Source organism: Microbacterium sp. SWDP-B6 (assembly GCF_059803615.1).
Genome location: NZ_JAPFGV010000007.1, coordinates 1 through 24328, shown reverse-complemented (window position 1 = coordinate 24328; position 24328 = coordinate 1). Strand labels below are relative to the sequence as shown.

At 66.1% G+C, this 24328-nt stretch carries 15 protein-coding genes and 1 tRNA gene; 6 read left to right on the top strand and 10 right to left on the bottom strand.

The window, feature by feature from the left end:
• Positions 1–23 precede the first annotated feature (23 nt).
• The 3 genes from OPU70_RS10740 to OPU70_RS10730 all read right to left on the bottom strand — a co-directional run bounded on the left by OPU70_RS10740 (position 24) and on the right by OPU70_RS10730 (position 4817).
• A complete protein-coding gene (locus tag OPU70_RS10740; protein ID WP_498557734.1) occupies positions 24–1025 on the bottom strand; it encodes a Gfo/Idh/MocA family protein in 1002 nt (333 codons plus the stop codon).
• A 22-nt stretch (positions 1026–1047) separates the two neighbouring features.
• On the bottom strand, positions 1048–3162 hold the full coding sequence (locus OPU70_RS10735; protein ID WP_498557733.1) for a glycoside hydrolase family 3 protein: 2115 nt from the start codon (positions 3160–3162) through the stop codon (positions 1048–1050).
• 233 nt (positions 3163–3395) lie between these two features.
• Positions 3396–4817: an MFS transporter gene (locus tag OPU70_RS10730; RefSeq protein ID WP_498557732.1), complete on the bottom strand. Its 1422-nt coding sequence runs from the start codon at positions 4815–4817 to the stop codon at positions 3396–3398.
• Between the two features lie 264 nt (positions 4818–5081).
• On the opposite strand from OPU70_RS10730, the gene OPU70_RS10725 reads away from it, so the two are divergent.
• From OPU70_RS10725 to OPU70_RS10710, 4 genes are all read left to right on the top strand, one after another.
• Positions 5082–7481: a glycoside hydrolase family 2 TIM barrel-domain containing protein gene (locus tag OPU70_RS10725; protein WP_498557731.1), complete on the top strand. Its 2400-nt coding sequence runs from the start codon at positions 5082–5084 to the stop codon at positions 7479–7481.
• A 54-nt stretch (positions 7482–7535) separates the two neighbouring features.
• Positions 7536–8528: an SDR family NAD(P)-dependent oxidoreductase gene (locus OPU70_RS10720; protein WP_498557730.1), complete on the top strand. Its 993-nt coding sequence runs from the start codon at positions 7536–7538 to the stop codon at positions 8526–8528.
• Between the two features lie 297 nt (positions 8529–8825).
• Positions 8826–11240, top strand: a complete 2415-nt coding sequence (locus OPU70_RS10715; RefSeq protein ID WP_498557729.1) for a glycoside hydrolase family 3 N-terminal domain-containing protein — start codon at positions 8826–8828, stop codon at positions 11238–11240.
• Positions 11241–11329: 89 nt separating this feature from the next.
• Positions 11330–13744: a glycoside hydrolase family 2 TIM barrel-domain containing protein gene (locus tag OPU70_RS10710; protein WP_498557728.1), complete on the top strand. Its 2415-nt coding sequence runs from the start codon at positions 11330–11332 to the stop codon at positions 13742–13744.
• A gap of 32 nt (positions 13745–13776) precedes the next feature.
• On the opposite strand, the gene OPU70_RS10705 is transcribed toward OPU70_RS10710, so the two are convergent.
• Positions 13777–14352 (bottom strand): TetR/AcrR family transcriptional regulator C-terminal domain-containing protein, encoded by a 576-nt coding sequence (locus OPU70_RS10705; RefSeq protein ID WP_498557727.1) that lies wholly within the window; start codon positions 14350–14352, stop codon positions 13777–13779.
• Between the two features lie 789 nt (positions 14353–15141).
• Positions 15142–15232, bottom strand: a tRNA-Ser gene (locus OPU70_RS10700).
• A 125-nt stretch (positions 15233–15357) separates the two neighbouring features.
• On the opposite strand from OPU70_RS10700, the gene OPU70_RS10695 reads away from it, so the two are divergent.
• On the top strand, positions 15358–16134 hold the full coding sequence (locus tag OPU70_RS10695; protein ID WP_042539944.1) for a hypothetical protein: 777 nt from the start codon (positions 15358–15360) through the stop codon (positions 16132–16134).
• 285 nt (positions 16135–16419) lie between these two features.
• Here OPU70_RS10695 and cydC read toward each other — a convergent pair whose 3' ends face one another.
• The 5 genes from cydC to OPU70_RS10670 form a co-directional block, all read right to left on the bottom strand.
• A complete protein-coding gene (gene cydC / locus OPU70_RS10690) occupies positions 16420–18087 on the bottom strand; it encodes a thiol reductant ABC exporter subunit CydC (protein ID WP_498557726.1) in 1668 nt (555 codons plus the stop codon).
• A complete protein-coding gene (gene cydD, locus OPU70_RS10685; RefSeq protein WP_498557830.1) occupies positions 18084–19652 on the bottom strand; it encodes a thiol reductant ABC exporter subunit CydD in 1569 nt (522 codons plus the stop codon). Before cydD ends, cydC begins: the two co-directional genes overlap by 4 nt.
• Before the next feature lie 208 nt (positions 19653–19860).
• Positions 19861–20883 carry a cytochrome d ubiquinol oxidase subunit II gene (gene cydB, locus OPU70_RS10680; RefSeq protein WP_042539938.1) on the bottom strand — a complete coding sequence of 341 codons (1023 nt, stop codon included), beginning with the start codon at positions 20881–20883 and terminating at the stop codon, positions 19861–19863.
• 14 nt (positions 20884–20897) lie between these two features.
• Entirely contained in the window at positions 20898–22313 is a 1416-nt protein-coding gene (locus OPU70_RS10675; RefSeq protein WP_042539936.1) for a cytochrome ubiquinol oxidase subunit I, read from the bottom strand.
• Positions 22314–22422: 109 nt separating this feature from the next.
• Entirely contained in the window at positions 22423–23100 is a 678-nt protein-coding gene (locus tag OPU70_RS10670; protein WP_311878000.1) for a helix-turn-helix transcriptional regulator, read from the bottom strand.
• Between the two features lie 100 nt (positions 23101–23200).
• Between OPU70_RS10670 and radA the strand changes: the two genes are divergently transcribed.
• Positions 23201–24328, top strand: a 1128-nt coding sequence (gene radA, locus OPU70_RS10665) for a DNA repair protein RadA (protein ID WP_498557725.1), incomplete at its 3' end; no start/stop codon positions are given.

The window sequence follows — 24328 nt, the reverse complement described above, 5'->3', positions numbered from 1 at the left end:
TTCTCTGGCCCGGCGCGTGGTGTTTAGCGCGGGCGCATCCCCGCAGCCTGATACAGCTGATCGATGACAGACATCTGTGTCACAGCTTGTCGGACACCAGTGCGGGGTTCGAGGCCCGTTCGCACAGAATCCCGGAACGACTCCAACTGGTACATGTAGCTCGATCGCCGATCGGTGGGCAGGACTCGCATTCCGCCGCTCGTGCGGAGGAGCATTTTGGCTCCCGACTGGGGGTGATACGGCCAGGTCACACTGAGAGTGCCGGCGGACCCTCGGATCTCGAGCCGTGAAGCGAGAAGTCTGCGCGACATGATGGCCGTGACGATCTCGCCGTGCACGCCTCCAGAGAACTGCATCGACGCATCGAAACGGCGGTCGACCCCGCGCGATTGACGGGCTCGCGCGTCGATGATGCGGGTCGGCTCTCCGAAGAGGTCCCTCAGCTGACGCACCGGGTAGTAACCCACGTCGAGAAGGCCCCCGCCTCCCAGCCCCGGATTCCACTGGATCGCCTTGCGGGAGAGCAGCGGAATGCAGAATACGGCTCGAGCGTCGAACACGCGCCCGAGGACGTCCGTGTTCAGAATCGCTCGCAGTTGATCTTGGAGAGGGTGATATGCCGAGTGATAGGCCTCCATCACGATGACCTTCGAGTGCGCAGCGACCTCTGCCACCCGTGCAGCATCCATTGAGTTGCTTGCGAAAGGCTTCTCGCACAGCACGCGCTTCCCTGCTTCGATGGCAGCGATGACCCAGTCCGCGTGGAGTGTCGCAGGAAGAGGCACGTAAACGGCATCGATGTGAGGGTCGGCCAGTAGGTTCTCGTAGCTGTCGTAGGCGCGCGCAAGGCCGTAGTCCGCCGCGAAACGTCGTGCGCGAATAGGGTCACGGGCGGCCACGCCGAAGACCTCGATACCCTCCATGCTCTGGGCAGGGCGTATCAGCGCAGTCGGTGAGATCCTCGCAGCACCGAGGACTCCTACTCGGATCGGCTGGGAAGGGACCAGCGGGGAAGAGACGGGCATTCTGCGCGAGTCGTCGACCAGGTCAGGCGAGTTTCAGCGTTGCCGACACTGCCCGGGGGTCGCCCGAATAGGAGGCCGCGGAGATCACCGCATCCCCCGCGGACCACACGAACCCGCCGTCCTCCCACCGCTGCAGGGGGCGCAGCGACCCCTGCACTTCAACCACCCTCTCCTCGCCCGGCTCCAGATCTACCGGCCGGAATCCGAGTAGCACCCTGGAAGGAAAGTCCGCAGCGTCGGTCGACCCGTACAACTGCACCACATGGCGTCCAGCCCGGCCGCCCGTGTTGCGCACCCGAACCGACGCGACGATGGATTCGCCATCGCGCGAGGTGATGCTGACGTCCTCGATGGAGAAGGTCGTGTACGAGAGGCCAAAACCCAGAGGGAAAGCGGCAGAGTGCCCGTCGCGATCCAGGAGGCGCTGCCCGAACCAGCGGTCGTAGACGATGGTGGTGGCGTCGCGGTCGAAGAACGGCAGATGATCTTCGGTGGTGGGGATGGAATACGGAAGCCGCCCGCTCGCGTCGACTGCTCCGGTCAGAACATCCGCAAGAGCCCCGCCACCCTCGACTCCGCTGTACCAGCCGACGACAACAGCAGGGACATCGTGCCGCCAGTTCTCCATCACGACGGCGCCGGCAGTCACGACCACCACGACTGTGCGCGGGTTGGCCGCCGCCGTCGCCGCGATGATCTCCTCGTCGATCGGGCGAAGACGTAGACTCGCTCGGTCTCCGCCTTCCGCGTCTCCCATAGCGCCGGCGGCGCTGGTCATCGCTGACGGGTCGATCCATTCCGGGAAGGGCGGGAACAGCGCGAGAACGGCGGGGTCGGACATGGCGTCACCTCCGACATACTCTCCCTCGTCCTCGGCGGTGTATCCGACGACCACGATGGCGACCTCGGCGCTCGCGGCGGCTTCTGCTGCCGCAGCGGGGTCGTCCTCGAGTACGGTCGCGATATCGGTACCGGGAAGACCACGGCGAAGGCCTTCCAGCGCGGTGACCACTTCAGGAGAACGCACCGCGGACGAGCCCTGGTCACCTGTGTTGGGAAGATCAGCCAGACGGCCGATGACCGCGACGGACGACAGACCCGTCGGGTCCAGCGGCAGCACCGGCCGCTCCCCTGTTGGATCGTTCTTCAGAAGCACCATAGAGCTAGCAGCGACTTCGCGAGCAAGCGAACGATGCGCTTCCGAGAAGACGATGTCGACAGACGGTTCCTCTTCGCGATCGGAGGCGTAGTGCCTGAGCTGCGTGCGAAGGATGCGTCGAGCCGCGCGGTCGACGTGCTCCCACGTCACGCGTCCTGACTCGAGATCGTTCGGGAGGTGAGTGGCCCGCTGTTGACGCATCGGCGCTTCCACGTCCAGACCTGCCTTGAGAGACAGGCCTGCGTCGCGAAGACCGGACACAAAATCGGACAGAGTCACGCCCTGGAAGCCCCATTGGCCACGAAGTACGCCCTCGAGAAGAACCTCATTCTGTCCTGCCCACTCGCCGTTCACCGCGTTGTAGGACGTCATGATGCCATCGACGCCTTCTTCGACCACTCGCCGGAAGTGAGGCAGGAAGACTTCGTGGAGCGTGGCGTCGTCAGCCTGAACGTCGACCTTGAACCGCGCGTTCTCCATCGAGTTCAACGCGTAGTGCTTGGCCACCGTCATCGCGTTGCGACGGACCCCCCGCACGAGTGCGGCACCGAACTCTCCCAGAATGTAGGGGTCCTCCCCGTAGGTCTCCTGAGCGCGACCCCACGCCGGGTGGCGAGGAAGGTTGATGCAGACACCCCCGAAGAAATTCGCCCCTTGCGCGCGCAACTCCCGGCCGATCGCGACGCCGACTCTTTCCTCGAGGTCAACGTCCCACGTCGCTCCGCGGGCCATCGATACAGGGAACGCGGTGGAGGCCCCCATCACGACGCCGCGAGGACCATCACTGAAACGGAGACCGGGAATGCCGAGCCGCGCGATCTCGCCCATCACGATGGGGCGCAGGTTGTACCCCGCGCTCATCTCGGCGATGCCCGTCCAGAACTCTGCATCGCCATCCAGGAGCCAGAGTTTCTCTTCCGGGGTGAGCTCCGACAGCAACAGCTCGGTCTGCTCAGAGACCGAGCCTCCGCTTCTCACGTGAGCAACCGCTTCATCGAAGAGGGTAGGGGCAGTAGTCGACAGTGACATGAGGATCCTCGGCTAGACGAAAGAATGGGAGCATCGTGAAGCTCTTTATGTCCGGTGAGCGTATATTTCCCGGACCGGGAAAATCTATCATGAGCAAGATCGCCCAGCAATAGCGGCGTAAACGCAGATGGCCGGGAGGGCAACGAACTGCCCGCCCGGCCCAGCCGCTCCACGCGCGCAGGCTAGCGGACGCCCTTAATCCGGACGATGGCGACGGCGGACAGCGCCACCAGGGCGAATCCGACTGGCCAGACGGGCCCGTAGGCTCCCGCGGCGATAGCCACAACTGCTCCGGCGACGATCGGGCCCAGGGCGTTTCCGAGGTTCTGCCCAAGAGCAGACAACCCGAGGTCTCGCCCTGCCGCATCGCGGTCAGGCAGCACGTCGATGAAGAGCGCCTGGTCCACGACCACGAACACTCCGTATCCGATACCGGTCAGGATGACCTGGATGAACAGAGCCGGGAGCGTAGCCCAGAAGAAGGGGATCAAGAAGCTGCCGGCCATTATCAGCGACGCGGCGATCACGAACGGCTTGCGTCGGCCGACCTTGTCGCTCCATCGCCCGCTGACATACATGGCGATCAGCGTCCCCGGGAGTGCAGCGAATTGCAGTAGCGGCGCCGTCGCAGCCGCTGCCTCTATCGACAGGGCGGGGGTGATGTAGCTCTGCAGCATGTAGAGGGAGAACACCGAGCTGATGCCGTAGCCGAGATACAGCACAACCTTCGAGATCCATGCCCAGCGGTAGTCACGATCCCGAAGCGCCATGCCATACGACTTCACGACGGCCCTGAAGCGGAGTTTCTTCGTGATCATCTCGCGCGAAGAGTTGTCGCGAGCGAACAGGACGAAACCCAGGGTGGTGAGCAGAAGAACGATCGCGATCGGGTAGTAAGCGCCGAGGCCGATGATCCCGAAGAGGACTCCTGCCACGATCGATCCGACGATGGCGCCGAAGTATGACGCGAGACCAGTGATCGCGGAGACGCCGCCGATACGATCCTCGGGCACTCGGTCAGCCACAGTGGCGGTCAGGGGCCCTTGCGCCACCCCGACGGCGACCTGCAGCGCCGACCAGACGACGACGACCACTGCGATCGAGGGGGAGGCCGGGAGGAAGCAGATGAGCGCAGCCCCTGCGATACCGCCTGCAGCCACCCAGGGTGCACGACGCCCGAATCGTGAGCGTGTCCGATCCGAGAGCATGCCGATGATCGGCGAGAGCAGCATCGCGAGAAGTACACCAGCCGAGGTGACGAGCGAGAGGCTCGTCGCTCGGGCGGCGTTGAAGGCCGTGAGCAGATCGAGCAGCCGCTCCTGCTCGGGCGTCGCGGTGGCAGATCCGGCCGCGACGTCACTTTGGAGCGTCGTCAGTTCCTGCAGGTCGACGCCGGCGTCAGCGCCGGTGAAGTAGTTGGCGAACTCGATCGTCTGCACATGAAGGGGGATGAGGATCGCGAGCAATGACCCCCACAGGAGGGAGATGCCCATCATTGCGAGGGCATAGAACGTCGTGTACCGACGCATCGCGGGGGTCTTGGACTGATATTGCACCGCGTTGGAAACCGTCTTCGGTTCGGTTTCAGAGGTGGCGTCGGTCATGATTCTTCTTCCTTGAAGTGGATGTCCGCCCAAGATGACGGGTAGTTTTTCCCGGGCAGGGAAAATATAGGTCTCTATCGGGGTTGCGTCAAGTGGCCCCAATATCGGGATTCCGCGTACGCGCACCGAGCATGAGTTGACCAGAACCCCGGACGCTTGTAGATTTTCCCCGGGGCGGGAAATAAAGTCGTGTCGATGCACGGGTTCGCGCCACCACCCGGCTATGTGGAGATTTCTCCACCCCCCGACGAGTGAGGAAGCTCAATGGAACGTACGTCTTTCAACGATGGATGGGCGATTCGCCCGTCGACGAGTCCGTTCCTGGAGGTACTCGGTCACGCCGAGCCTCCCATGCCGGTGACGCTGCCACATGACGCGCTTGTCGGCCGCGCTCGATCTGCCGATAATGTGCCGGGTGCTCTGACGGGGTTCTACGGGGATGGCGTGGTCGAGTACGTCAAGACCATCGATGTTCCAGCGAGCTGGGAAGGCCGGAGGATCGAGCTGCAGTTCGACGGTGTGTATCGCGGTGCGATGGTCTTCGTCAACGATGCCCTCGTAGGGCAGCGGCCGTACGGGTACATCCCCTTTGCGGTACGGATCGACGAGCAGCTGCATCAGGGGTCGAACGAGATCCGGGTCGAGTGCCGAAGCCACGCGGACGCGCGATGGTACACGGGCCTGGGCATTTACCGAGACGTCTGGCTCCTCACCGGGAACACCGTGCACATCGCCCGAAACGGCGTTCGCGCCCGGACCGTGAGCGCTGATCGAGACGCGGCCGTTGTCGACATCGATATCACTCTCGAGAATGCGGGCCGCTCGCTGCACTCGGCTCTCGTGACGACGGAGATCCTTGACGCAGAAGGAACAGTCGTCGCGGCAGACTCCGCCACCTTCGGTGTCCGCCCGAACCGTCCGTCCACGCTTCGGCAGCGGGTGACGGTCGAGGCGCCGCAGCTGTGGTCGTGTGAGAGCCCGTACCTCCACACCTGCCGCACGACTGTCATGGTGAACGACGCTGAGGTCGAGGTGCACGAAACGCGCATCGGCATCCGGTCCCTCGAGTGGGACGCCCGGCGCGGAGTTCGCATCAACGGAGAGTCCGTCAAGCTCCGAGGAGGGTGCATCCATCACGACAATGGGGTCCTGGGTGCGGCCACGATCGGGCGTGCCGACGAACGCCGGATCGAACTCCTCAAAGCAGCCGGGTACAACGCCATTCGCTCGGCACACAATCCGATCAGTGAGGCCCTCCTCGACGCATGCGACCGAATCGGGATGCTGGTCATGGACGAGTTCACCGACGGGTGGACATCCACCACCGGCGGCTTCGGCTACGGTCACGATCTTGCGGAATGGTGGCAGCGGGACCTCGCTGAGATGATCGCTCGCGATTACAACCACCCGAGTGTCATCATGTACTCCATCGGCAACGAGGTCGCCGACACCGGGAACGACTGGGGAGCCACCTTCGGCCGCGATATGGTCGACGCCCTCAAGGCCATAGACGACACGCGCCCCGTCACCAACGGCGTCAACCCGGTGATGAGCTCGCTCCACGACCTCAAGGCCGAGATGGGCCGCGAAGGCGGAGTCAACTCGCTGATGCGAGATCTCGGCCCCCTCCTCGGCAACGTCGTCGCATCCGACATGGCCACCGAACGCCTCGAGGACGCGATGTCGCAGCTGGATATCGCCGGCTACAACTACGCCTCTGCCCGCTACCAGCTCGACATCGAGCGGCATCCGCAGAGCCTTCTCCTCGGGACCGAAAGCGCCCCCAACAAGCTCGATGAGATCTGGCCGCTGGTCGAGAAGTTCCCGCAGATCATCGGTGACTTCGCCTGGACCGCGTGGGAGTACATAGGCGAGGCCGGACTCGGTGCTGACAAGCCCGCATCCGAACCGTTCTTCGGCAACTACCCGTGGCGGCTGTCGATGACAGGAGACATTGGAATCACCGGCCAGCGGCGCACGATCTCCCACTGGAGGGAAATCGTGTGGGGGCTTCGCCACACGCCTCACATCGCCGTGCATCGCCCGAACGTCCCTCGAGAGGATCTCCAGCCGTCGATCTACACCTGGAGCGACAGCACGGAAAGCTGGACCTGGCCGGGGTACGAGGGCGAGATTCTTACCGTCGACGTGTACTCCGACGCAGATGAAGTCGAGCTCTCGCTGAATGGCGAGGTCATCGGCACGGCTCCGGCGGGCCCTTCGCACCGCTGGATGGCGTCGTTCGACGTCCCATACCAAGCGGGAGATCTCACCGCGGTTGCGATTCGCAACGGCGTACGGTCAGAGACCGGTCTGCTCCACTCGGCATCCGACGTCACAGTCCTGACAGCGCAGGCCGATCGCGCGCAGATCCGCGCCGACAACACCGACCTCGCGTATATCGACATCTCGCTGACCGACGACGAGGGTATCGTCCACGTCCTTCGCGATGACACCATCACTGTCGACGTCGACGGACCGGGGGTGCTCCAAGGGCTCGGCACCGCGGCGCCTGCCAGCGAGGACGACTACACGGCATCGACGACCCAGGCCTATCTGGGACGCGCCCTCGCCGTGGTGCGCCCGACGGGTTCGGGAGCTATTCGTATCGTCGTCCGGACATCCACCGGTCTGCAGGCGGAGACCACCGTCATCGCGGAGTAGCAGCTTCGCCCTGCACTCGCCTCGCCGCCCCGCGACACACCCGGAAGAAGACAGATGACTCTCACATCCAAGAACACGATCCAGGAATGGCTCGACGACGCCACCGGCGGGCCGCTGCTTCGTGCAATCCTCGCGCAAGCAGGACAATCTGAAGAAGCGTTGCACCCGGCCCGACACCTCACGTTGCGGTCGATGGTGGAGTTCGGGGGCGCTGCGTTTCCGCAGGAGCTCGTGGAGACGTTGGTGAAACAAGCCAACGGCGGGGTGATTCCCCCAGACGAGATCGAGGACATCAGCGCTGCTGCTCCGCAACGCTTCGCCGGCAAGACCGTCATCGTGACCGGCGCCGGATCCGGGATCGGTCGAGCAACCGCTCGGCGGATCATCCAGGAAGGCGGCAGAGTCATCGCCGTCGACGTGCAATCGACGGGTCTCCACACTCTCGCCGAAGCGCTGCCCGGTGAAGCGCTCGTGACGGTGACGGCTGACATCACCACACCCGAGGGCATCGCCTCGATCATCGACGCCGCCGGCTCGTCGATCGACGGTCTGGCGAACGTGGCAGGGATCATGGACGCGATGACGCCCCTGCACGAGACGGGTGACGAACTCTGGCGTCGCGTTTTCGCAGTGAACGTGGACGGTACCTTTGCTCTCAGCCGGGCTGTACTGCCCGCGATGCTCCGCGCCGGCCACGGAGCGATCGTGAACGTGGCGTCAGAAGCGTCCTTGCGCGGCAACGCAGCAGGCACCGCCTACACCGCCTCCAAGCATGCCGTGGTCGGAATCACGAAAAGCTCTGCTTTCCTCTACGGCCCGTCCGGCGTCCGCACCAACGCGATGGCTCCCGGTCCCACCGCAACCGCGATCGAATTCAGCATGTCCAGCGAATTCGCCAGAGCGCGCCTGGCGCCCTTCGCGTCACTCACGCCTGCGGTCGCGGAGGCCGACCGCATGGCGGCCTCCATCACCTGGTTGCTGAGCGACGATTCTGCGAACGTCAACGGCGTCGTCTTGGCCTCGGACGGCGGGTGGTCGGTCCAATGACACGAGCCGAAACCACCGCAGAAGACTTGCCTGACGGCGTATTCACGTCCGAAGGCCTGCACCTTCAATTGCGTCGGGCACACGGCCCGGGTGGGCGAGCGGCAGAACGCGCTCTGGGCGACCGTCGCCGACGAACGGCGGACGTAGCCCTGAACTCCATGAACATTGACGGCAAGAACAAGACAAATTAGAGTTTTTCCCACCTCGGGAAAAACGAGTGTCGACGCCTGAACGCGGCGTCTACCCATAACGACAAAGAGCGACGCGAGAGCTGTCGCTGCTCGAAGAGGAGAACCGTTGAACAACGACACGGCTGAGAGCCGCTCATCGATCCCGACGCAGCAGATCGTCGATGACCTGCTGGCGACGATGACTGTCGAGCAGAAGGTGGCACAGCTGCAGTGCACCATTCTCGTCGCAGGACACCACGAAGCCGGGCTGGCCAACTTCCCGCACGGCGTCGGCGCACTGGGAAGTATCAGCGCGGGCAGCGACGCCACGGCGGATGCAGCCTTCTACACCGAGCTCCAGGCCGACGTGCGAGAGCGGACCGGAGCGGGTATTCCGCCGCTGATGCATGGTGAAGCCGTCTCGGGATGGACGGGCCCTGGAGGCACGGTGTTCCCTTCCGCAATCGGGCTCGGTGCAACGTGGAACCCTGCATCCGTCGAGAGGATGACGGAGATCGTCCGCCACCAGATGATGGCCGTCGGCGTTCGCCAGGCGCTGTCACCGGTCATGGACGTCGCTCGCGATCCTCGGTGGGGGCGTGTAGGCGAGACCTATGGCGAAGATCCCACGCTGTGCGCCGCGATGAGCGTCGCATTCGTGCGTGGCCTCCAGAGTTCGGACCTGCGCAACGGTGTCGCCGCCACCGGCAAGCACTTCCTCGGTTTCGGCTTCTCCGAGGGGGGACTCAACATGACATCGAATCCCATCTCCCCTCGCGAACTCCGCGAGGTGTATGCGAAGCCATTCCAGGCCGCGATCACGGAGGCGGGGCTCGCCTCCATCATGAACTCCTACGGCACGATCGACGGTGAACTCATCATCACCTCGAAGCACATTCTCACTGAGCTTCTCCGCGACGAGATGGAGTTCGGCGGAGTCGTCGTATCCGACTACATGTCGATCAACCTGGCCGTCGATCTCAACGTCGCCGAAAACGCTGTCGCCGGTGGAATTGCTGCCCTCGCGGCCGGACTCGACGTCGAGCTCCCAACCCCGTTCGGGTTCGGGGAAGGCCTCGTCGACGCGGTTCGCAGCGGCGAACTCGACGAAGCCGTCCTCGACCGTGCCGTCCGCCGGTGGCTGACTACGAAGGCCGAGTTGGGGCTTTTCGACCGCGAAGGAGCCCACACCGAGCTGCTCGAGAGCGCTTATGAGCCCACCACCGCCCTGGCGCACAGCTTGACGGTCGCCCGCGAAGCGACGGTACTCCTGAAGAACGAGGGCATTCTGCCACTGCCGAAAAGCCCCGCGAAGATCGCCGTCATCGGACCGCATGGCGACTCGATTCGTCTGTTCTTCGGCTGCTACACCGGGCCCGCGTCCGTCGACCTGGCGATGAGCGGGACGATGTCGGAGATGGCAGGGATGCTCGATCTTCCGGAGCTGATGGAGAACTACGACCTCCCCCCGCTGGCCCCACTCTATGAAGGCAGTGACGTGCGTTCGGAGCCGGCCGCGGTCGAAGCAGCATTGCGCGGAATCTACGGGCACAAGACCCCGACGATCGTCGCCTCGATCCAGCAGGCTTCTCCGGGTGCCGAGGTCGTCTACGAGAAGGGATGCAACATTGCAGGCACCGACCGCAGCGGCTTCGACGCAGCCATCGCCGCCGCGACCGACGCCGACGTGGTGATCCTGACTCTCGGGGGCAAATACGGTTGGGGAAGCTCAAGCACCTCGGGCGAGGGCATCGATACCGCGCACGTCGGGCTGCCCGGCATCCAAGAGGAGTTCGCCGCTCGCATCGCGGAGACGGGAACTCCGACTGTCCTCGTTCACATGGACAGCAAGCCGCTTGGCAGCGCGGCGGTCGCTGACCTCTTCCCCGCGGTCATCGAATACTGGTTCCCTGGCGAAACCGGGGGACAGGCGCTCGCGGAGATCCTCTTCGGCGACTACAACCCCGCTGGCCGCCTGCCTATGACAGCTGTGCGGCATGCTGGTCAGATTCCCATCTACGCGGGACACCGCCGGAGCAACAGCGTGAGCAGCGCCGGCTCGATGATCATGAACCGCTACGTCGACGACTCGAAGGCTCCTCTGTTCCCGTTCGGAACCGGATTGAGCTACACCGAGTTCGAATACTCCAACCTGACGGTAACCCCCCGTGTGGCCTCTGACGGTACCGTGGACATCTCGATCGACATCTCCAACACGGGCGACCGTGACGGGGAGGAAGTCGTGCAGCTGTACGTGCGCGACGACATCTCGAGCATGGTGCGCCCCGTCGCCGAGCTTGCCGGCTTCCGTCGTCTCGCAGTTCCCGCCGGTGCGACGAAGACCGTCCGGTTCGTGGTGCGCGCCGATCAGTTCGCGTTCCTGGACGTCGACATGCAGTGGCTGGTCGAGGAGGGCAGCATGACCGTGCTCGTCGGCGCGTCGTCGACCGATATCAGGGCGACGGGCTCTTTCCGCATCGACAACAGCGCAATCGTCAATGGTGCGCGGCGCGGCTTCTTCGCTTCCAGCACGATCGAGTAGCACCGCCGGTGCGCCTGCCGTCCGTGGCATCGGCGGCAGGCGCACTCGGACCAGTCCGTCCCGCGCAGCGGCACCATAAGGAGATACCCGTGTCCATCACACCGTTCAACCGCGAATGGACGTGCGGCGCACCGAGCGGCATGTTCGCAGGCCTAAGCGCAAACGCAGAGTCGACGACGGTCCACCTCCCCCACGACGCGCTGCGGGACGCCATCCGCTCCCCGGACGTCCCGGGGAAAGGCGCGGGCGCGTACTACCCGAACGCCGCGTACTCGTACACGAAGTCTTTCTACGCCCCACGGGAATGGCACGGTCGTCTCGTCCGCATCGAAGTGCAAGGCGCTTATCGGCGCGCTCAAGTGTTCCTCAACGATGAGCTCGTGGGAACTCGCGCCGACGGATACGCACGCTTCTTCGTCGACCTCACCCCCTACCTCCGACTTGACGCGACGAATACCCTTCGGATCGAAGTTCGCTCCGGTCAGGACTCTCGCTGGTACTCCGGGGCCGGCCTGCACCGTCCAGTCTTCCTGCATGTGAACGACCCCTTCCACATCGCGCCGGACGGGGTCAGCGTTCGAACCGCACGCATCGAACCCGACCAAGCGGTCATCGAGGTCGCAACCTCGGTGACGAACTCCGGACTCGGAACGCGCACGATGGATCTCCGCGCCGCCGTCGAAGGAGTTGACGGCGGCAACGTCGAAGCGGATATCACCCCTGTGACCGTCGCCCCTGGTGAGACAACACTCGTCCGTCAGCGCTTGTACGTCCAAGACCCGTACCTCTGGGGACCAGACACCCCCAACCTCTACACCGCTCGCGTCGGGCTGAACGGCCAAGACGACGATGACGTCATCGTCCGCTTCGGAATTCGCGAGATCACCGTCGACCCGCGCAAAGGGCTTCGCATCAACGGACAGAGCGTCCTTCTTCGCGGTGCGTGCATCCATTCCGACAACGGCCCGCTCGGCGCGGCAGCGATCGGACGTGCGGACGAGCGCCGGATCGAACTTCTCAAGGAGGCCGGCTTCAACGCGATCCGCGCTGCCCACAATCCTGCATCGCCCGCCCTCCTCGACGCCTGCGACAGACTTGGAATGCTCGTGATGGACGAAGCATTCGACGTCTGGACCCGGTTCAAGACGATCGATGATTACGCTTTCGACTTTCCACAGTGGTGGAAAGCGGACCTGGAATCCATGGTGATCAAGAACCGCAACCACCCGAGTGTGATCATGCACTCCATCGGCAACGAGATCGCGGAAGTAGGCACCAGCCACGGCGCGCGCTGGGCCCGGCGCATGGCTGAGCACGTGCGCGCCCTCGATCCGACCCGACCCGTCACTAACGGAGTGAATCCCTTCCTCGCTGTCATGGATGAACTCCCCGCCATCCTGGAAGCCGCCGGAGGTTTGAATGAAGCCATGTCCGCAGAGGGCGGCTTCGACTTCGTCGGCACCGGCGAGACAGCGACGCGCCGCACCGCCGAATCAAGCGCCGCACTCGATGTGCTGGGTCTCAACTACTCTGAAGCGCGTTACCGCCTCGACGGCACTCTGTTCCCGAACCGTGTCATCGTGGGCTCCGAAACCTTCCCCGGTAAGATCGGCAAGAACTGGCCCATGGTGACACAGAATCCGAACGTCATCGGCGACTTCACCTGGACCGGATGGGATTACCTCGGGGAAGTCGGCCTCGGAGCCACCGCTTACGGTGACGACGACTCCAACGGGTCGCTCGAGCGCGAGTACCCGTGGCTCACCGCGTGGTGCGGAGATCTCGACATCACCGGTTGGAGACGTCCGCTGTCCTACTACCGCGAGATCGTGTTCGGGCTCCGCGCCGAGCCCTACATCGCCGTGCTCCGGCCTGAGCGCCACGGTCAAGCCCTTGCAGCCCAATCACAATGGGCATGGAGCGACTCGATTGCGTCATGGACGTGGCCCGGGTACGAGGGCCGGCCCGTGGTTGTGGAGATCTATTCGGACGCAGAAGAGGTCGTACTCCTCCTGAATGGCGAGGAAATCGGACGTTCCCGCGTGGGGGAGCAGCGACCCATGATCGCGTCTGTTGAGACCGTCTACCGCCCCGGTCGGCTTGAAGCGATCGCGCTCCGCGATGGAGCCGAGGTCGGCCGTACAGCGCTGAACACGGCCAGGGGCGAACCTATCCTCTCAGCGGTTGCAGACCGGTTGCAGCTCGTCGCGGACGACGATGCGCTCGCGTACATCTCCGTCGAGCTGCGCGATCAGTACGGCACGTTGGTGACCGCTGACGATCGCTCTGTGACGGTGCAGGTGGAGGGCAACGCCGTGCTGGCGGGGATGTGCAGTGCGAACCCTAGGACCGCGGAACGCTTCGACAACGGCACATGGACGACCTTCGACGGCCGAGCCCTTGCGGTTGTGCGGCCCACGGAGGCAGGAACCGCCGTCGTGACGGTCAGCTCTCCGGGCCTCTCACCGGTCGTCGTTCCGTTGGACATCGCCGCGTCCGTTTGACCACCGGCGACGCGTCTGGCAACGGGCGGCTTTCAGGACGATGCGTCCACATCTTCGAGAAGCTTCTCGACGCCGAGGGTGACGAGCTGCAGCTGGAATGCGAAGTGCTCCTCACCACCCGTTGATGACCTGTTGCCCAAGAGTCGACGAGTGAGGGCGAATTGCCCCGCCGGTGCTTGGTCCAACGCCCGCTCGAGAAGCTCTTCCTGGGGGGCGTTACCAGTGACTTGAACGTCAGACCTGGCCCGAGCCGACGCGAACGCCAACTCCGCCAGCATCGTGATCACACGTCCGGCGTCGCTCTCCGCAAGCCCCGCGTTCACGAGCGCCACCGTCGCTGCCTCGGCCGGACGAACCGCCTCGAGGTCTTCCTCGTTGTCGAACTCGACGTAGCTGGCCCATGCTCCGGCGGAAGTCACGGCATCCCGAGTGATGTGAGCGAAAGAGTGGATGGCCTTGCGCCAGTCGCTCTCGACCGTGAAGTGGTGTGACGCCACAGCGTCCCGAAACGCATCAGCCGCGACCATTCGCATCAAAGACGCGCGGCTCTCCACATGGTAGTGAAGCGTCTTGCGGTCCACACCGATGTCCTCAGCGAGCGCCTGCATCGTGAGAGTTGCTGGGTTCCGCAGCCGAGCAGCCTGGATGATCTTGTCGCGGTCGACTAGGCGTGGTCGTCCACGCCGTGGCTTTGCGCCATCAGTACTCGTCATCGTGCCACCTTCGATCGATGACCTAGGCGTCATCACCATCAGCAACCATACCGAATACTCCCCGCGCGGGGACTATCACGGCGCGCGATCCCCACTCCCGACGCCCCAAGACCAAGCCCGTGGGCTCCTCCCCCACGCCGCTAGCCGCACCGTTGTGGTCTGTCATCCGCCGGCCGGACCATCCCCAGCTCATGGCTTCTCGTGATCATCCGGGGCCCAGGCTGGCGGTCCTGCGGAAGTCCAGCGCACGTCCGAGATGCGGTGCCGTTGGGCCTCTTCGTCCTCGCGGTGTTCTCCTGTGTTCGCTCCGTTGCGGGCGATGATCAGCGTTAGAGCGCTACCGAGGAAACGGCGATCACGTGACGGCCTGACATCAGCTCTACTGGTCCCCCGGAGAGGTGCACGTCGAGAACTACGTCATTTGCCCCACGCCGAATCGATGTGATTACCGCTGCGTTACCGGGCACCGCATCTGCACCACGACATAGACCCCGCATCCCAATCTCTTCAACGGGATACTGGGCCTTCGTGGTGGCGGTGACGGTGGGACTTGAACCCGTATCGCATCTCGACTCCTCGACCGACGAATGGATCGTGTCCGAGCGCACCATCGAAATCTGCACCACGAACGCACCACGATGGTTCACCGATACGGAAAAACCCCCGATTTCTCGGGGGTTTCCATGGCGGTGACGGTGGGATTTGAACCCACGGTAGGGGGTTACCCTACACAACTTTTCGAGAGTTGCACCTTCGGCCGCTCGGACACGTCACCGCGGACTAGCTTACGACAACCCGGGCCACGGCGCGAATCGACGGGGTTTTCCCCGGCCGCGCCTCGGTCGGCCACCATGTCCCCTGGTTAGGATGGCCTAAGGAATCAGGCACGGAGGGGACGCAATGGGCTTCATCAGGTCAGAGGCGCTGGCAGAGACCGGCTACGTCGTGCTCGACGACCACGACCAGGCATCCGACCCCGCCGAGTGGCTCGATCTCGAGTACATCGGGTGGCGCTCGTCGGGCGTCACGCGCTTCGCCCCGCTCGCGAGCTATGCCGGCGCGATCGAGTGCAACGGTTTCTGGAACCACACGCCTCCTCGCACCGATAAAGACGGCGTGTGGGTCGAGTCGCAGGTCGCGATCGCCCCGACCCTGCAGCGCCGCGCCCTCGAACCCGGTGCCGGAGTCGGCCGCTGCCGCGTCATCGAGCTGCAGCCCAACGAATACGCCGACGCCGTCTACAACCTGCACCAGGACGACAACAACCGCCTCAACGAAGACGGCACCGGCTGGGTCGTGCGCGGCTACTACAACCTCTCCGACGACACCGACTCGCTGCTGCTCCTGCGCTCCGACCGGTTCGACCCGGCGACCGAGATCCGCCTGCCGCTGCGCGAGGGCTCGCGCATCATCGTCGACACGCAGCGCTTCTGGCATGCGGTCTGGCACCGCGGCACGACTCCGCGCTACGCCCTGATCACGTCGTGGACGTCCGGCCCCGAGCTCGATGCCTACATCGAGGCGAACCACGGCGACCCGCACCCCGCGACGGTCGATCTCGATCCGCAGCTCGTCGACGACGCGCAGGTCGAGCTGCACCGCCGCATCGAAGAGCGCCGCCGCGTCTTCGAAGCCCAGGGCATCGTGATGGAGCCCCGGGCCGACCTGAGCGTCTGACGGGACGCTGACCGCGTTTCGTCTCGTCGCTGCGCTCCTCGCTCAACGAGCGGGCCGAACCGCCGCCACACCGGGGACCGTCCACACGTACCGATCGCAGGACCGAGGCACATCTGAAGGATCAGAAGCCGGGTCTCGAGAGGGCATCGGTGCCTGCGCCAGCGCGCACACCTTGGGACGCAGAGACCGACACACCGCACGAGACGACGGATGCCACGACGCGGCGCGCCCGTCATGCGACGCTGAGCCCGCGGGGCCGGCCCCGCGGACGCGGATGACCGGCGGCTACCCCGATACGGTGCGCCCCTCTTCCAACCTGACGACCCGGTCGACGGTTCCTGCCGGAGGGGCGACGTGCGAGATTAGCAGCACCGACTGCTCCCCCGCCGCCTGAAGCAGGTCGCGCAGCAGGGCATCGGATGCGTCGGGATCGACCCCCGCGGTCGGCTCGTCGAGCACGAGCACAGGGAATCCCCGCAGGAGCGCTCGAGCCAGGGCGACGCGCTGCGCCTGACCGCCCGACACGAGGCCTCCCCGGTCGCCGACCCGTGCATCCAGTCCCCCGCGCTCGCGCACCCACGACCCGAGTCCGACCCGGTCGAGCACGGCGAGCAGCTCATCATCGGTCGCATCGTCGCGGGCGAACAGCAGGTTCTGCCGGATGTCCTCGTCGAACAGCTGCGTACTCTGCTCGCACAGCCCGATCGTGCGGCGGAGCGCGGGACCCGACAGCGCTGCAGCATCCATGCCGCCCACGGAATACTCGCCCTCGACCCGCAGGAATCCGACGAGCGCAGCAGCCAGAGAGCTCTTGCCCGCCCCACTCGGCCCCGACACGAGCACGCGCTCGCCCGGATGCAGATCGAGATCCACTCCACGCAACGCCGGCGCCCCACCGGGCCACCACGCCCGCACGCCCCGCAGCCGCAGAGTCGGAACGCCGACCATCTCGGCGTCCTCGCCGTCGTCCGACCGCAGTTCGCCCGGCACCGCGGAGGGCAGCACGTCGACGATGCGCTCGGCACTCGACCGCACGCTCCGCCAGGATGCCGCCGCGATCGGCACCGCGCCGAACACCTCGAACACGACCATGGGCACCAGCACAGCGACAGCCAACCAGGGCCCGTCGATCGCACCGGTCTGCAGACCCGGCGCGGCCACCACCAGTGCCCACACCGATGCAGCACCGGCCACCGCAGACACGACCCCGGCGGCGATCGCCTGCGCGAGCGAGGCGGTGCTCACGGCGCGACGCAGCTCGGCATCCGCCTGTCGCACGCGCTCGCGGGCCTGCGGCTCAGCTCCATAGGCGAGCAGCACGTCGAGCGAGCCGAAGTAGTCGATGAGCGCGGCGGACAGATCTCCGCGGCGACTCGACACGGCTGCCTCGGCCCGGGAGCCGAACAACCAGCCGAGACCGATCGCCGCAGCGGCCGCGATGACCAGACATGCCGCGAGGGTGAGAGCCGCGGGCACCGAGACGAACGCGAGGAATCCGACGGCGCCGAGCGCCACGAGCCCCGACACGGCGAGCGGCTGCACCACCCGCAGCGGCAGGTTCTGCAGGTTCTCGACATCGTCGACCAGGGCCGACAGCACCCGGCCGTGGTCGGTGCGCCCGAGCCCCGCAGGCGACAGCGGAGTCAGCCGCCGCACCATGTCGGCGCGGGTCGACGCGAGCTGACGCAGCGCCGCATCGTGTCCGCTCAGACGCTCGAGGTAGCGCGTCACGGCCCGCGACACCGCGAAGAACCGCACGCCCACCACCGCGATCGACAGAGGTACGAGCGAGTCCACGATCGATGCGCTGACGATCAGCCAGCCGCTGACCGCGAGCAGGCTCACCGCGGCACCAGCCGAGAGGAAGCCCCAGATCAGGCCGGGGAGGAAGCGACGAACAGGCGGCTGCGCCAGGCGAAGGATGCCGCGGATGCGAGCGGAGTCGGCGCTCACGCGCTCACCCCCAGCTCCAGGACGTGGTCGGAGATGTCTCTCGCCGATCGGCGGTGCGAGACGAGCAGCACCGTCGCACCGGCATCCGCGCGCGCACGCAGCGACGCCCAGAGCCGCGCTTCGGTCTCAGGATCCAGCGCGCTGGACGGCTCGTCGAGCGCCAGCACCGCGTCGGGGCGACCGGCCTGCCGATACAGCGCCCGTGCCACCGCGACCCGCTGCGCCTGGCCACCCGACAGCCCGCTGCCCTGCACGCCGAGGTCGAACGTCGGATCCAGTTCCTGCGCGCACGCATCGTCGAGTGCACGGCGGATGCGGTCGCCATCCGGGTCCGCATCACCCAGCGCCACGTTCGCCGCGATCGTGCCTCGGCTCAGCTGAGGGCGCTGCCCGCTCCACGCCAGCCACTCCGACGGCGCGAGCTCGCGCACATCGACACCGCCGATCGCAGCCGAACCCTCGAACTCGACCGCACCGCGCAGAGCCGCGAGCAGACTCGACTTGCCCGCGCCGCTCGGTCCTTCGATCAGCGTGATGGTTCCAGGAACGGCTGTGAACGAGACCGGCGGCAGATCGCGCACGCGCAGATCCGAGACGACGAGGTCTCGCGCGTTACCCGTTCGCAATTCAGCATGAATACGGCGGAAACCAGCGCTCAGTTCTTCTTCCGGCACCGTGCCACGGTTCCGTGCTGAATTGTGAACGCCGACGACGCGAGCCTCCGCCGCGTCGAGCACCTCGAACACGTCTTCCGTCGCCGCGACCCCCTCGGACGCGGCATGGAACTGCACGCCGACCTGGCGGATCGGCAGGAAGGCCTCGGGCGCGAGAAGCAGCACGAACAGCCCGACCTCGAGCGACAGGTCGCCCGACAGCAGCCGGAATCCGACGGCCACCGCGATGAGCGCCACGGCGAGCGACGCCAGCAGCTCCATCGCGAAACCGGACAGGAACGAGAACCGCAGCACCTTCATGGTCTCGCGGCGGTACTCGTCGGCCGTGGCCTCGATCTGCGCGGCGGCCCGCCGCTCGCGACCGAACAGGCGCAGCGTCGAGAGACCCTGCACCGTGTCGGCGAACCGGGCCGCGAGTCGCTGCAGCGTCTGCCACTGCGTGCGCTGCACCGTGCGGGTCGCGATGCCGATCAGGATCAGGAAGAGCGGGATCAGCGGGAGCGTGATGATCGCGGTGAGTCCGCTCGGCCAGTCCTGCCACCACATGACCGCCACCAGCACCGGCGTCGCAATGACCGTGAGCACCAGCTGAGGGATGTAGCGCGCGAAGTACGCGTCGAGTGCCTCGAGTCCGTGCCCGGCGGTCACAGCGAGCCCTGCCTGATTGCGCTGCGCGAGCCAGCCGGGCCCGAGACGCCCGACTGCCGCGATCAGCGCAGCCCGCAGCTGCATGCCCGTCTTCGCCGCGGCACGGGTGCCGGCGGCATCCGAGGCGGCGATCAGCACGCCCCGCAGCGCTGCCAGACCGAGCAGCCACAGGAGAGATGCCGTGACATCGCGCCCCGCGAGCACGCCGGTGACGGCCTGCGTCAGCATCCACGCGAACGCCACCGTGACCGCCGTCTGCACGACCCCGATCGCGCCCGACAGCAGCAGGAATCCGCGCGCGGCACTCGCATACCGCAGCAGGCGGACGTCGACCGGCTTCACGAGCGCACCTCCCGCGCCACAGACACGAGCGAAGACACTCCGATCGCAGTTCGTGCCGCGCCCCGAACAGGGATGCGGCACGAACTGCGACCGGAACAGGAGTCAGCTCTCACGCGTGCGCCGGAGCCCCCTCGATCGAGCTGCGGGTGACGCGCTTGCGGAAGATCCAGTAGGTCCACGTCTGGTACGCCAGCACGAGCGGCAGGGCGATCAGGGCGGTCCAGCTCATGATGGTCAGCGTATACGGCGTGCTCGATGCGTTCTCGATCGTGAGGCTGAAGGCCGGGTCGATCGTCGACGGCATGACGTAGGGGAACAGCGCCGCGAACAGCATCACGACAGCGGATGCCACAGTCACAGCGCCCGCCGTGAATGCCCGCCCGTCGCGTCCGCGCAGCGAGAACAGGACCGAGGCGATGAGCGCCAGCGCTGCAAGGAGCCCGCAGCCGACCACCATGAGCATCAGTGGAGACTGGCGCCCCCAGGCGATGCCGATGGTCCAGATCACGGTTCCCGCGGCGGCGAGCACCGTCGGGCCGGCGGCGAGCTTCACCAGTCGACGAGCATCCGCGTGCACCTGTCCGTCGGTCTTGAGCGAGACGAACAGCACGCCGTGCAGGAAGAACAGCAGCAGCGTCGTGACGCCGACCAGCAGCGCATACGGGTTCAACAGGGCGAAGAAGCCGCCGACGTAGATGTGGTTCTCGTCGATCGCCACCCCCTGCACGATGTTGCCGAAGGCGACGCCCCACAGCAGCGCGGGCACGGCAGAGCCGATCACGATCATCCGGTCGAAGCCGCGCTTCCAGGCCGCGCTCTCGCGCTGGTGCCGGTACTCGAACGACACGCCTCGCAGGATGAGCGCGAGCAGGATCAGCAGCAGCGGCAGGTAGAACCCGCTGAACAGCGTCGCGTACCACTCGGGGAACGACGCGAACAGGCAGGCGCCGGCGACGATGACCCAGGTCTCGTTGAGATCCCAGATCGGGCCGATCGTGTTGATCACCTGGCGACGAGAGACGTCGTTCTTGCCGAGGAACGGCAGCGACATGCCCACGCCGAAGTCGAACCCGTCGAGCACGAAGTAGCCGACGAAGAGGAAGGCGACGATCCAGAACCACATGTATTCCATGACTGATCCCTTTCTCAGTACACGACGGACGGCAGCTGGGCCGTCTCCTCGTGGGGCTGCTCTTCGGTGTCCGGGCCCTTCTGGGCCGCGCGGATGATGAGGCGGATCTCGACCACGGCGAGCGCGGCGTAGATCGCGGTGAAGGCGATCAGCGAGATGAGGACCTCGACGCCGCTCACACCCGGCGAGACGCCGTCCTGCGTGGTCATCAGGCCGAACACGATCCAGGGCTGCCTGCCCATCTCGGTGAAGACCCAGCCCATGATGTTGGCGACGAGCGCGAGCGGGAACGACCAGATCGCGAGCTTCCACATCCACGGCGCCGGCGGGTTCTTGGCGCCCTTGCGGGTGACCCAGAGGCCGACCACGGCGACGAGGGCTGCGGCCATGCCGAGGCCGATCATCCAGCGGAACGCCCAGTACGTGACCCACAGGATCGGGGCGAACTCGGTGAGGCCGGTGTCGGCGAACGTCGTGGCGTATTCGGCGTTGAGGTCGTTGATGCCGTGCACGCAGGCGTCGAAGGTGTGCGTCGACAGCAGTGACAGCAGGTACGGAACACGGATCGAGAACAGCTCGGAGCTGCCGTCGGGGGTGCCGAGCGTGAACAGGCTGAACGAGGCATCGGGCCCGCAGACCGTGTTGAACGTGGCTTCGGCCGCGGCCATCTTCATCGGCTGCGCGGCGTACATCGCGAGGCCCAGCTGGTCGCCGGTGAGCACGACGCCGGCGGTCGAGACGATCATCGCCCACAGCCCGAACTTCAGCGAGATGCGCATGGTGTCGAAGTGCTGGCCGCGAGCCAGGTGCCAGGCCGAGACCGAGATCACGACGCCGGCGGCGAACATCAGCGCACCGAAGATCGTGTGCGGGAAGGCGGCGAGCGCGACGGGGTTGGTCAGCAGCGCCCAGAAGTCGGTGAGCTCGGCGCGGTTGGTCTCGGGGTTGAAGACGTAGCCGACCGGATTCTGCATGAACGCGTTCGCGGCGATGATGAAGTACGCCGAGAGGATGCTGCCGATCGAGACGCACCAGATCGTGGCGAGGTGCAGCTTCTGCGGGAGCTTGTCCCATCCGAAGATCCAGAGGCCGATGAACGTCGCCTCGAAGAAGAACGCGAGCAGCCCCTCGAAGGCCAGCGGGGCGCCGAAGACGTCACCGACGAAGCGGGAGTAGTCCGACCAGTTCATGCCGAACTGGAACTCCTGCACGATGCCGGTCACGACACCCATGGCGAAGTTGATCAGGAAGATCTTGCCGAAGAACCGCGTGAGGTGCAGGTACTGCACCTTGCCGGTGCGCACCCACGCGGTCTGGAAGATGGCTGCAACGAGCGCCATGCCGATCGTCAGCGGCACGAACAGGTAGTGGTAGACGGTCGTCAGACCGAACTGCCATCGAGACAGGACCAGCGGGTCGAGCCATTCCATGAGCCACTCCTTCTTCCGTGCCCGTGTTCTTCCGTGCCCCGGGTGCCACGCTAACGACGTGCCCGCTGCCCCCGCGGGGCCGCAGACCGTGAATAAGACAGATGCTCGCCTAGGCGGCGGTCATCTCCGTCAGGCGCAGCTGCACCACGCACTCAGCAGGCACAGCGCAGTCCGCCGCGAGGGCGGGGGTGCGCACGGCCTCGGCAGCGAGCGGCCCACCGGCTTCGGTGAGCACCCCCTGCATGAGGCCGAGGTGCACGGAGCACAGCATCGGACGGTCTTCGGCGCGACCCGCGGCGTGCGGGCACGGGCTGAGATCGACGGTGAGCTGCTCGTCATCGACGACGGGCTCGAAGCCGCTCTCCTCCAAGTGTTCGATCAGGGCATCCAGCTGATAGGTCGCATCGCGACCCAGAGCGGATGCCGAAGCAGGAAGGACTCGGCGCAGCAGATCGCCGCGGAGGGCGGCCGCCTTCGCCTTGTTGCGGGCGATGGGGCTGGAGGCATCCGCTGCGCCCGTCACCGCACTGTAGAGCGTGCGCGGGCGACCGCGGGTGGTGCGGTGCTCGCTGGCCTGGATGACGTAGCCGCCCTCGATCAGACGCTGCAGGTGCTCGCGCACCGTGTTGGGGTGCAGCCCGGTCGCCTCGCAGAGCTCGCCGATCGTTCGCTCCGCGCGCGTCCGCGTGCCGTCGTTCTGCGCCGAGCCGCCCTCGAACAGCGCGTGCAGGATCCGCACTCGCGAGAAGGTCGAGATCGGCCCGCAGACGGGCCCGCCGTTGGCCATGACTCCAGTATTCCGTGGCTGCTGCGCGACATCGAGGGGTTGGGCCGTGAATAATGCCCGAACCGATAGGGATGTCTGATCCCGGCGATAGCCTGGCTGCATGGCCACCCGAAAACCTGCCCCTCCCGCGTACGTCTGCACCGAATGCGGGTGGACGACGGCCAAGTGGGTGGGTCGGTGCGCCGAGTGCCAGCAGTGGGGCACCGTGCAGGAGCAGGGCGCACAGACCGGCATCCTGAGCCGCATCACCCCGCTCGCGCCGACGGCGGCGAAGGCCGCCCGCCCGATCACGCAGATCACCACCGAAGACGCCCCGCGCCGCACGAGCGGTGTCGGCGAGTTCGACCGCGTCCTCGGCGGGGGAATCGTGCCCGGTGCGGCGATCCTGCTCAGCGGCGAACCGGGTGTCGGCAAGTCGACGCTGCTGCTCGAGGTCGCAGCGCAGGCGGCTCGCGCGGGGCGTCGCGTGCTCTACGCGAGCGCCGAGGAGTCTCCCGCCCAGGTGCGCCTGCGCGCGGAGCGCACCGGTGCCCTGCACGACGAGCTCTACCTGGCGAGCGAGACCGATCTCGCGACGATCCTCGGCCACATCGACGAAGTGGCACCGCAGCTCGTCATCGTCGACTCGGTGCAGACGGTGTCGTCGTCGCTCATCGACGGCGCAGCGGGCCAGCCGAGTCAGGTGCGCGAGGTGGCGGCGACTCTCATCCGCGTCGCGAAAGACCGCAGCCTGCCCATCATCCTGGTCGGCCATGTCACGAAAGACGGCACGGTCGCCGGCCCCCGAGTGCTCGAGCACCTGGTCGACGTCGTCTGCCACTTCGAGGGCGACCGACAGACCTCACTGCGCTTCATTCGAGCGCTGAAGAACCGCTTCGGGCCCACCGACGAGGTCGGCTGCTTCGAGATGACGGGTGCGGGCATCTCCGAGGTGCCCGACCCCTCGGGCCTCTTCCTCTCGCAGGGCGCGACGGAGCCGGGCACGTGCGTCGCCATCTCGCTCGAAGGTCGACGGGCGCTGCCCGTCGAGGTGCAGGCGCTCACCATCAACACGACCGCACCCAACCCCCGTCGTGTCGTGCACGGACTCGACTCTTCCCGCGTGGCGATGGTGCTGGCGATCCTCGAACGCCGGGCGGGAATCAAGACCAGCACCCTCGACGTCTACGTCTCGACCGTGGGCGGGGTGCGCTTCACCGAACCGGCCGCCGACCTGGGGATCGCGATC

Bases quoted from the DNA above. Each gene is read 5' to 3' on its own strand.
- OPU70_RS10740 (WP_498557734.1), bottom strand. From the start codon at position 1,025: ATGCCCGTCTCTTCCCCGCTGGTCCCTTCCCAGCCGATCCGAGTAGGA.
- OPU70_RS10730 (WP_498557732.1), bottom strand. From the start codon at position 4,817: ATGACCGACGCCACCTCTGAAACCGAACCGAAGACGGTTTCCAACGCG.
- OPU70_RS10725 (WP_498557731.1), top strand. From the start codon at position 5,082: ATGGAACGTACGTCTTTCAACGATGGATGGGCGATTCGCCCGTCGACG.
- OPU70_RS10720 (WP_498557730.1), top strand. From the start codon at position 7,536: ATGACTCTCACATCCAAGAACACGATCCAGGAATGGCTCGACGACGCC.
- OPU70_RS10705 (WP_498557727.1), bottom strand. From the start codon at position 14,352: ATGCAGGCGCTCGCTGAGGACATCGGTGTGGACCGCAAGACGCTTCAC.
- OPU70_RS10695 (WP_042539944.1), top strand. From the start codon at position 15,358: ATGGGCTTCATCAGGTCAGAGGCGCTGGCAGAGACCGGCTACGTCGTG.
- cydB (WP_042539938.1), bottom strand. From the start codon at position 20,883: ATGGAATACATGTGGTTCTGGATCGTCGCCTTCCTCTTCGTCGGCTAC.
- OPU70_RS10675 (WP_042539936.1), bottom strand. From the start codon at position 22,313: ATGGAATGGCTCGACCCGCTGGTCCTGTCTCGATGGCAGTTCGGTCTG.
- OPU70_RS10670 (WP_311878000.1), bottom strand. From the start codon at position 23,100: ATGGCCAACGGCGGGCCCGTCTGCGGGCCGATCTCGACCTTCTCGCGA.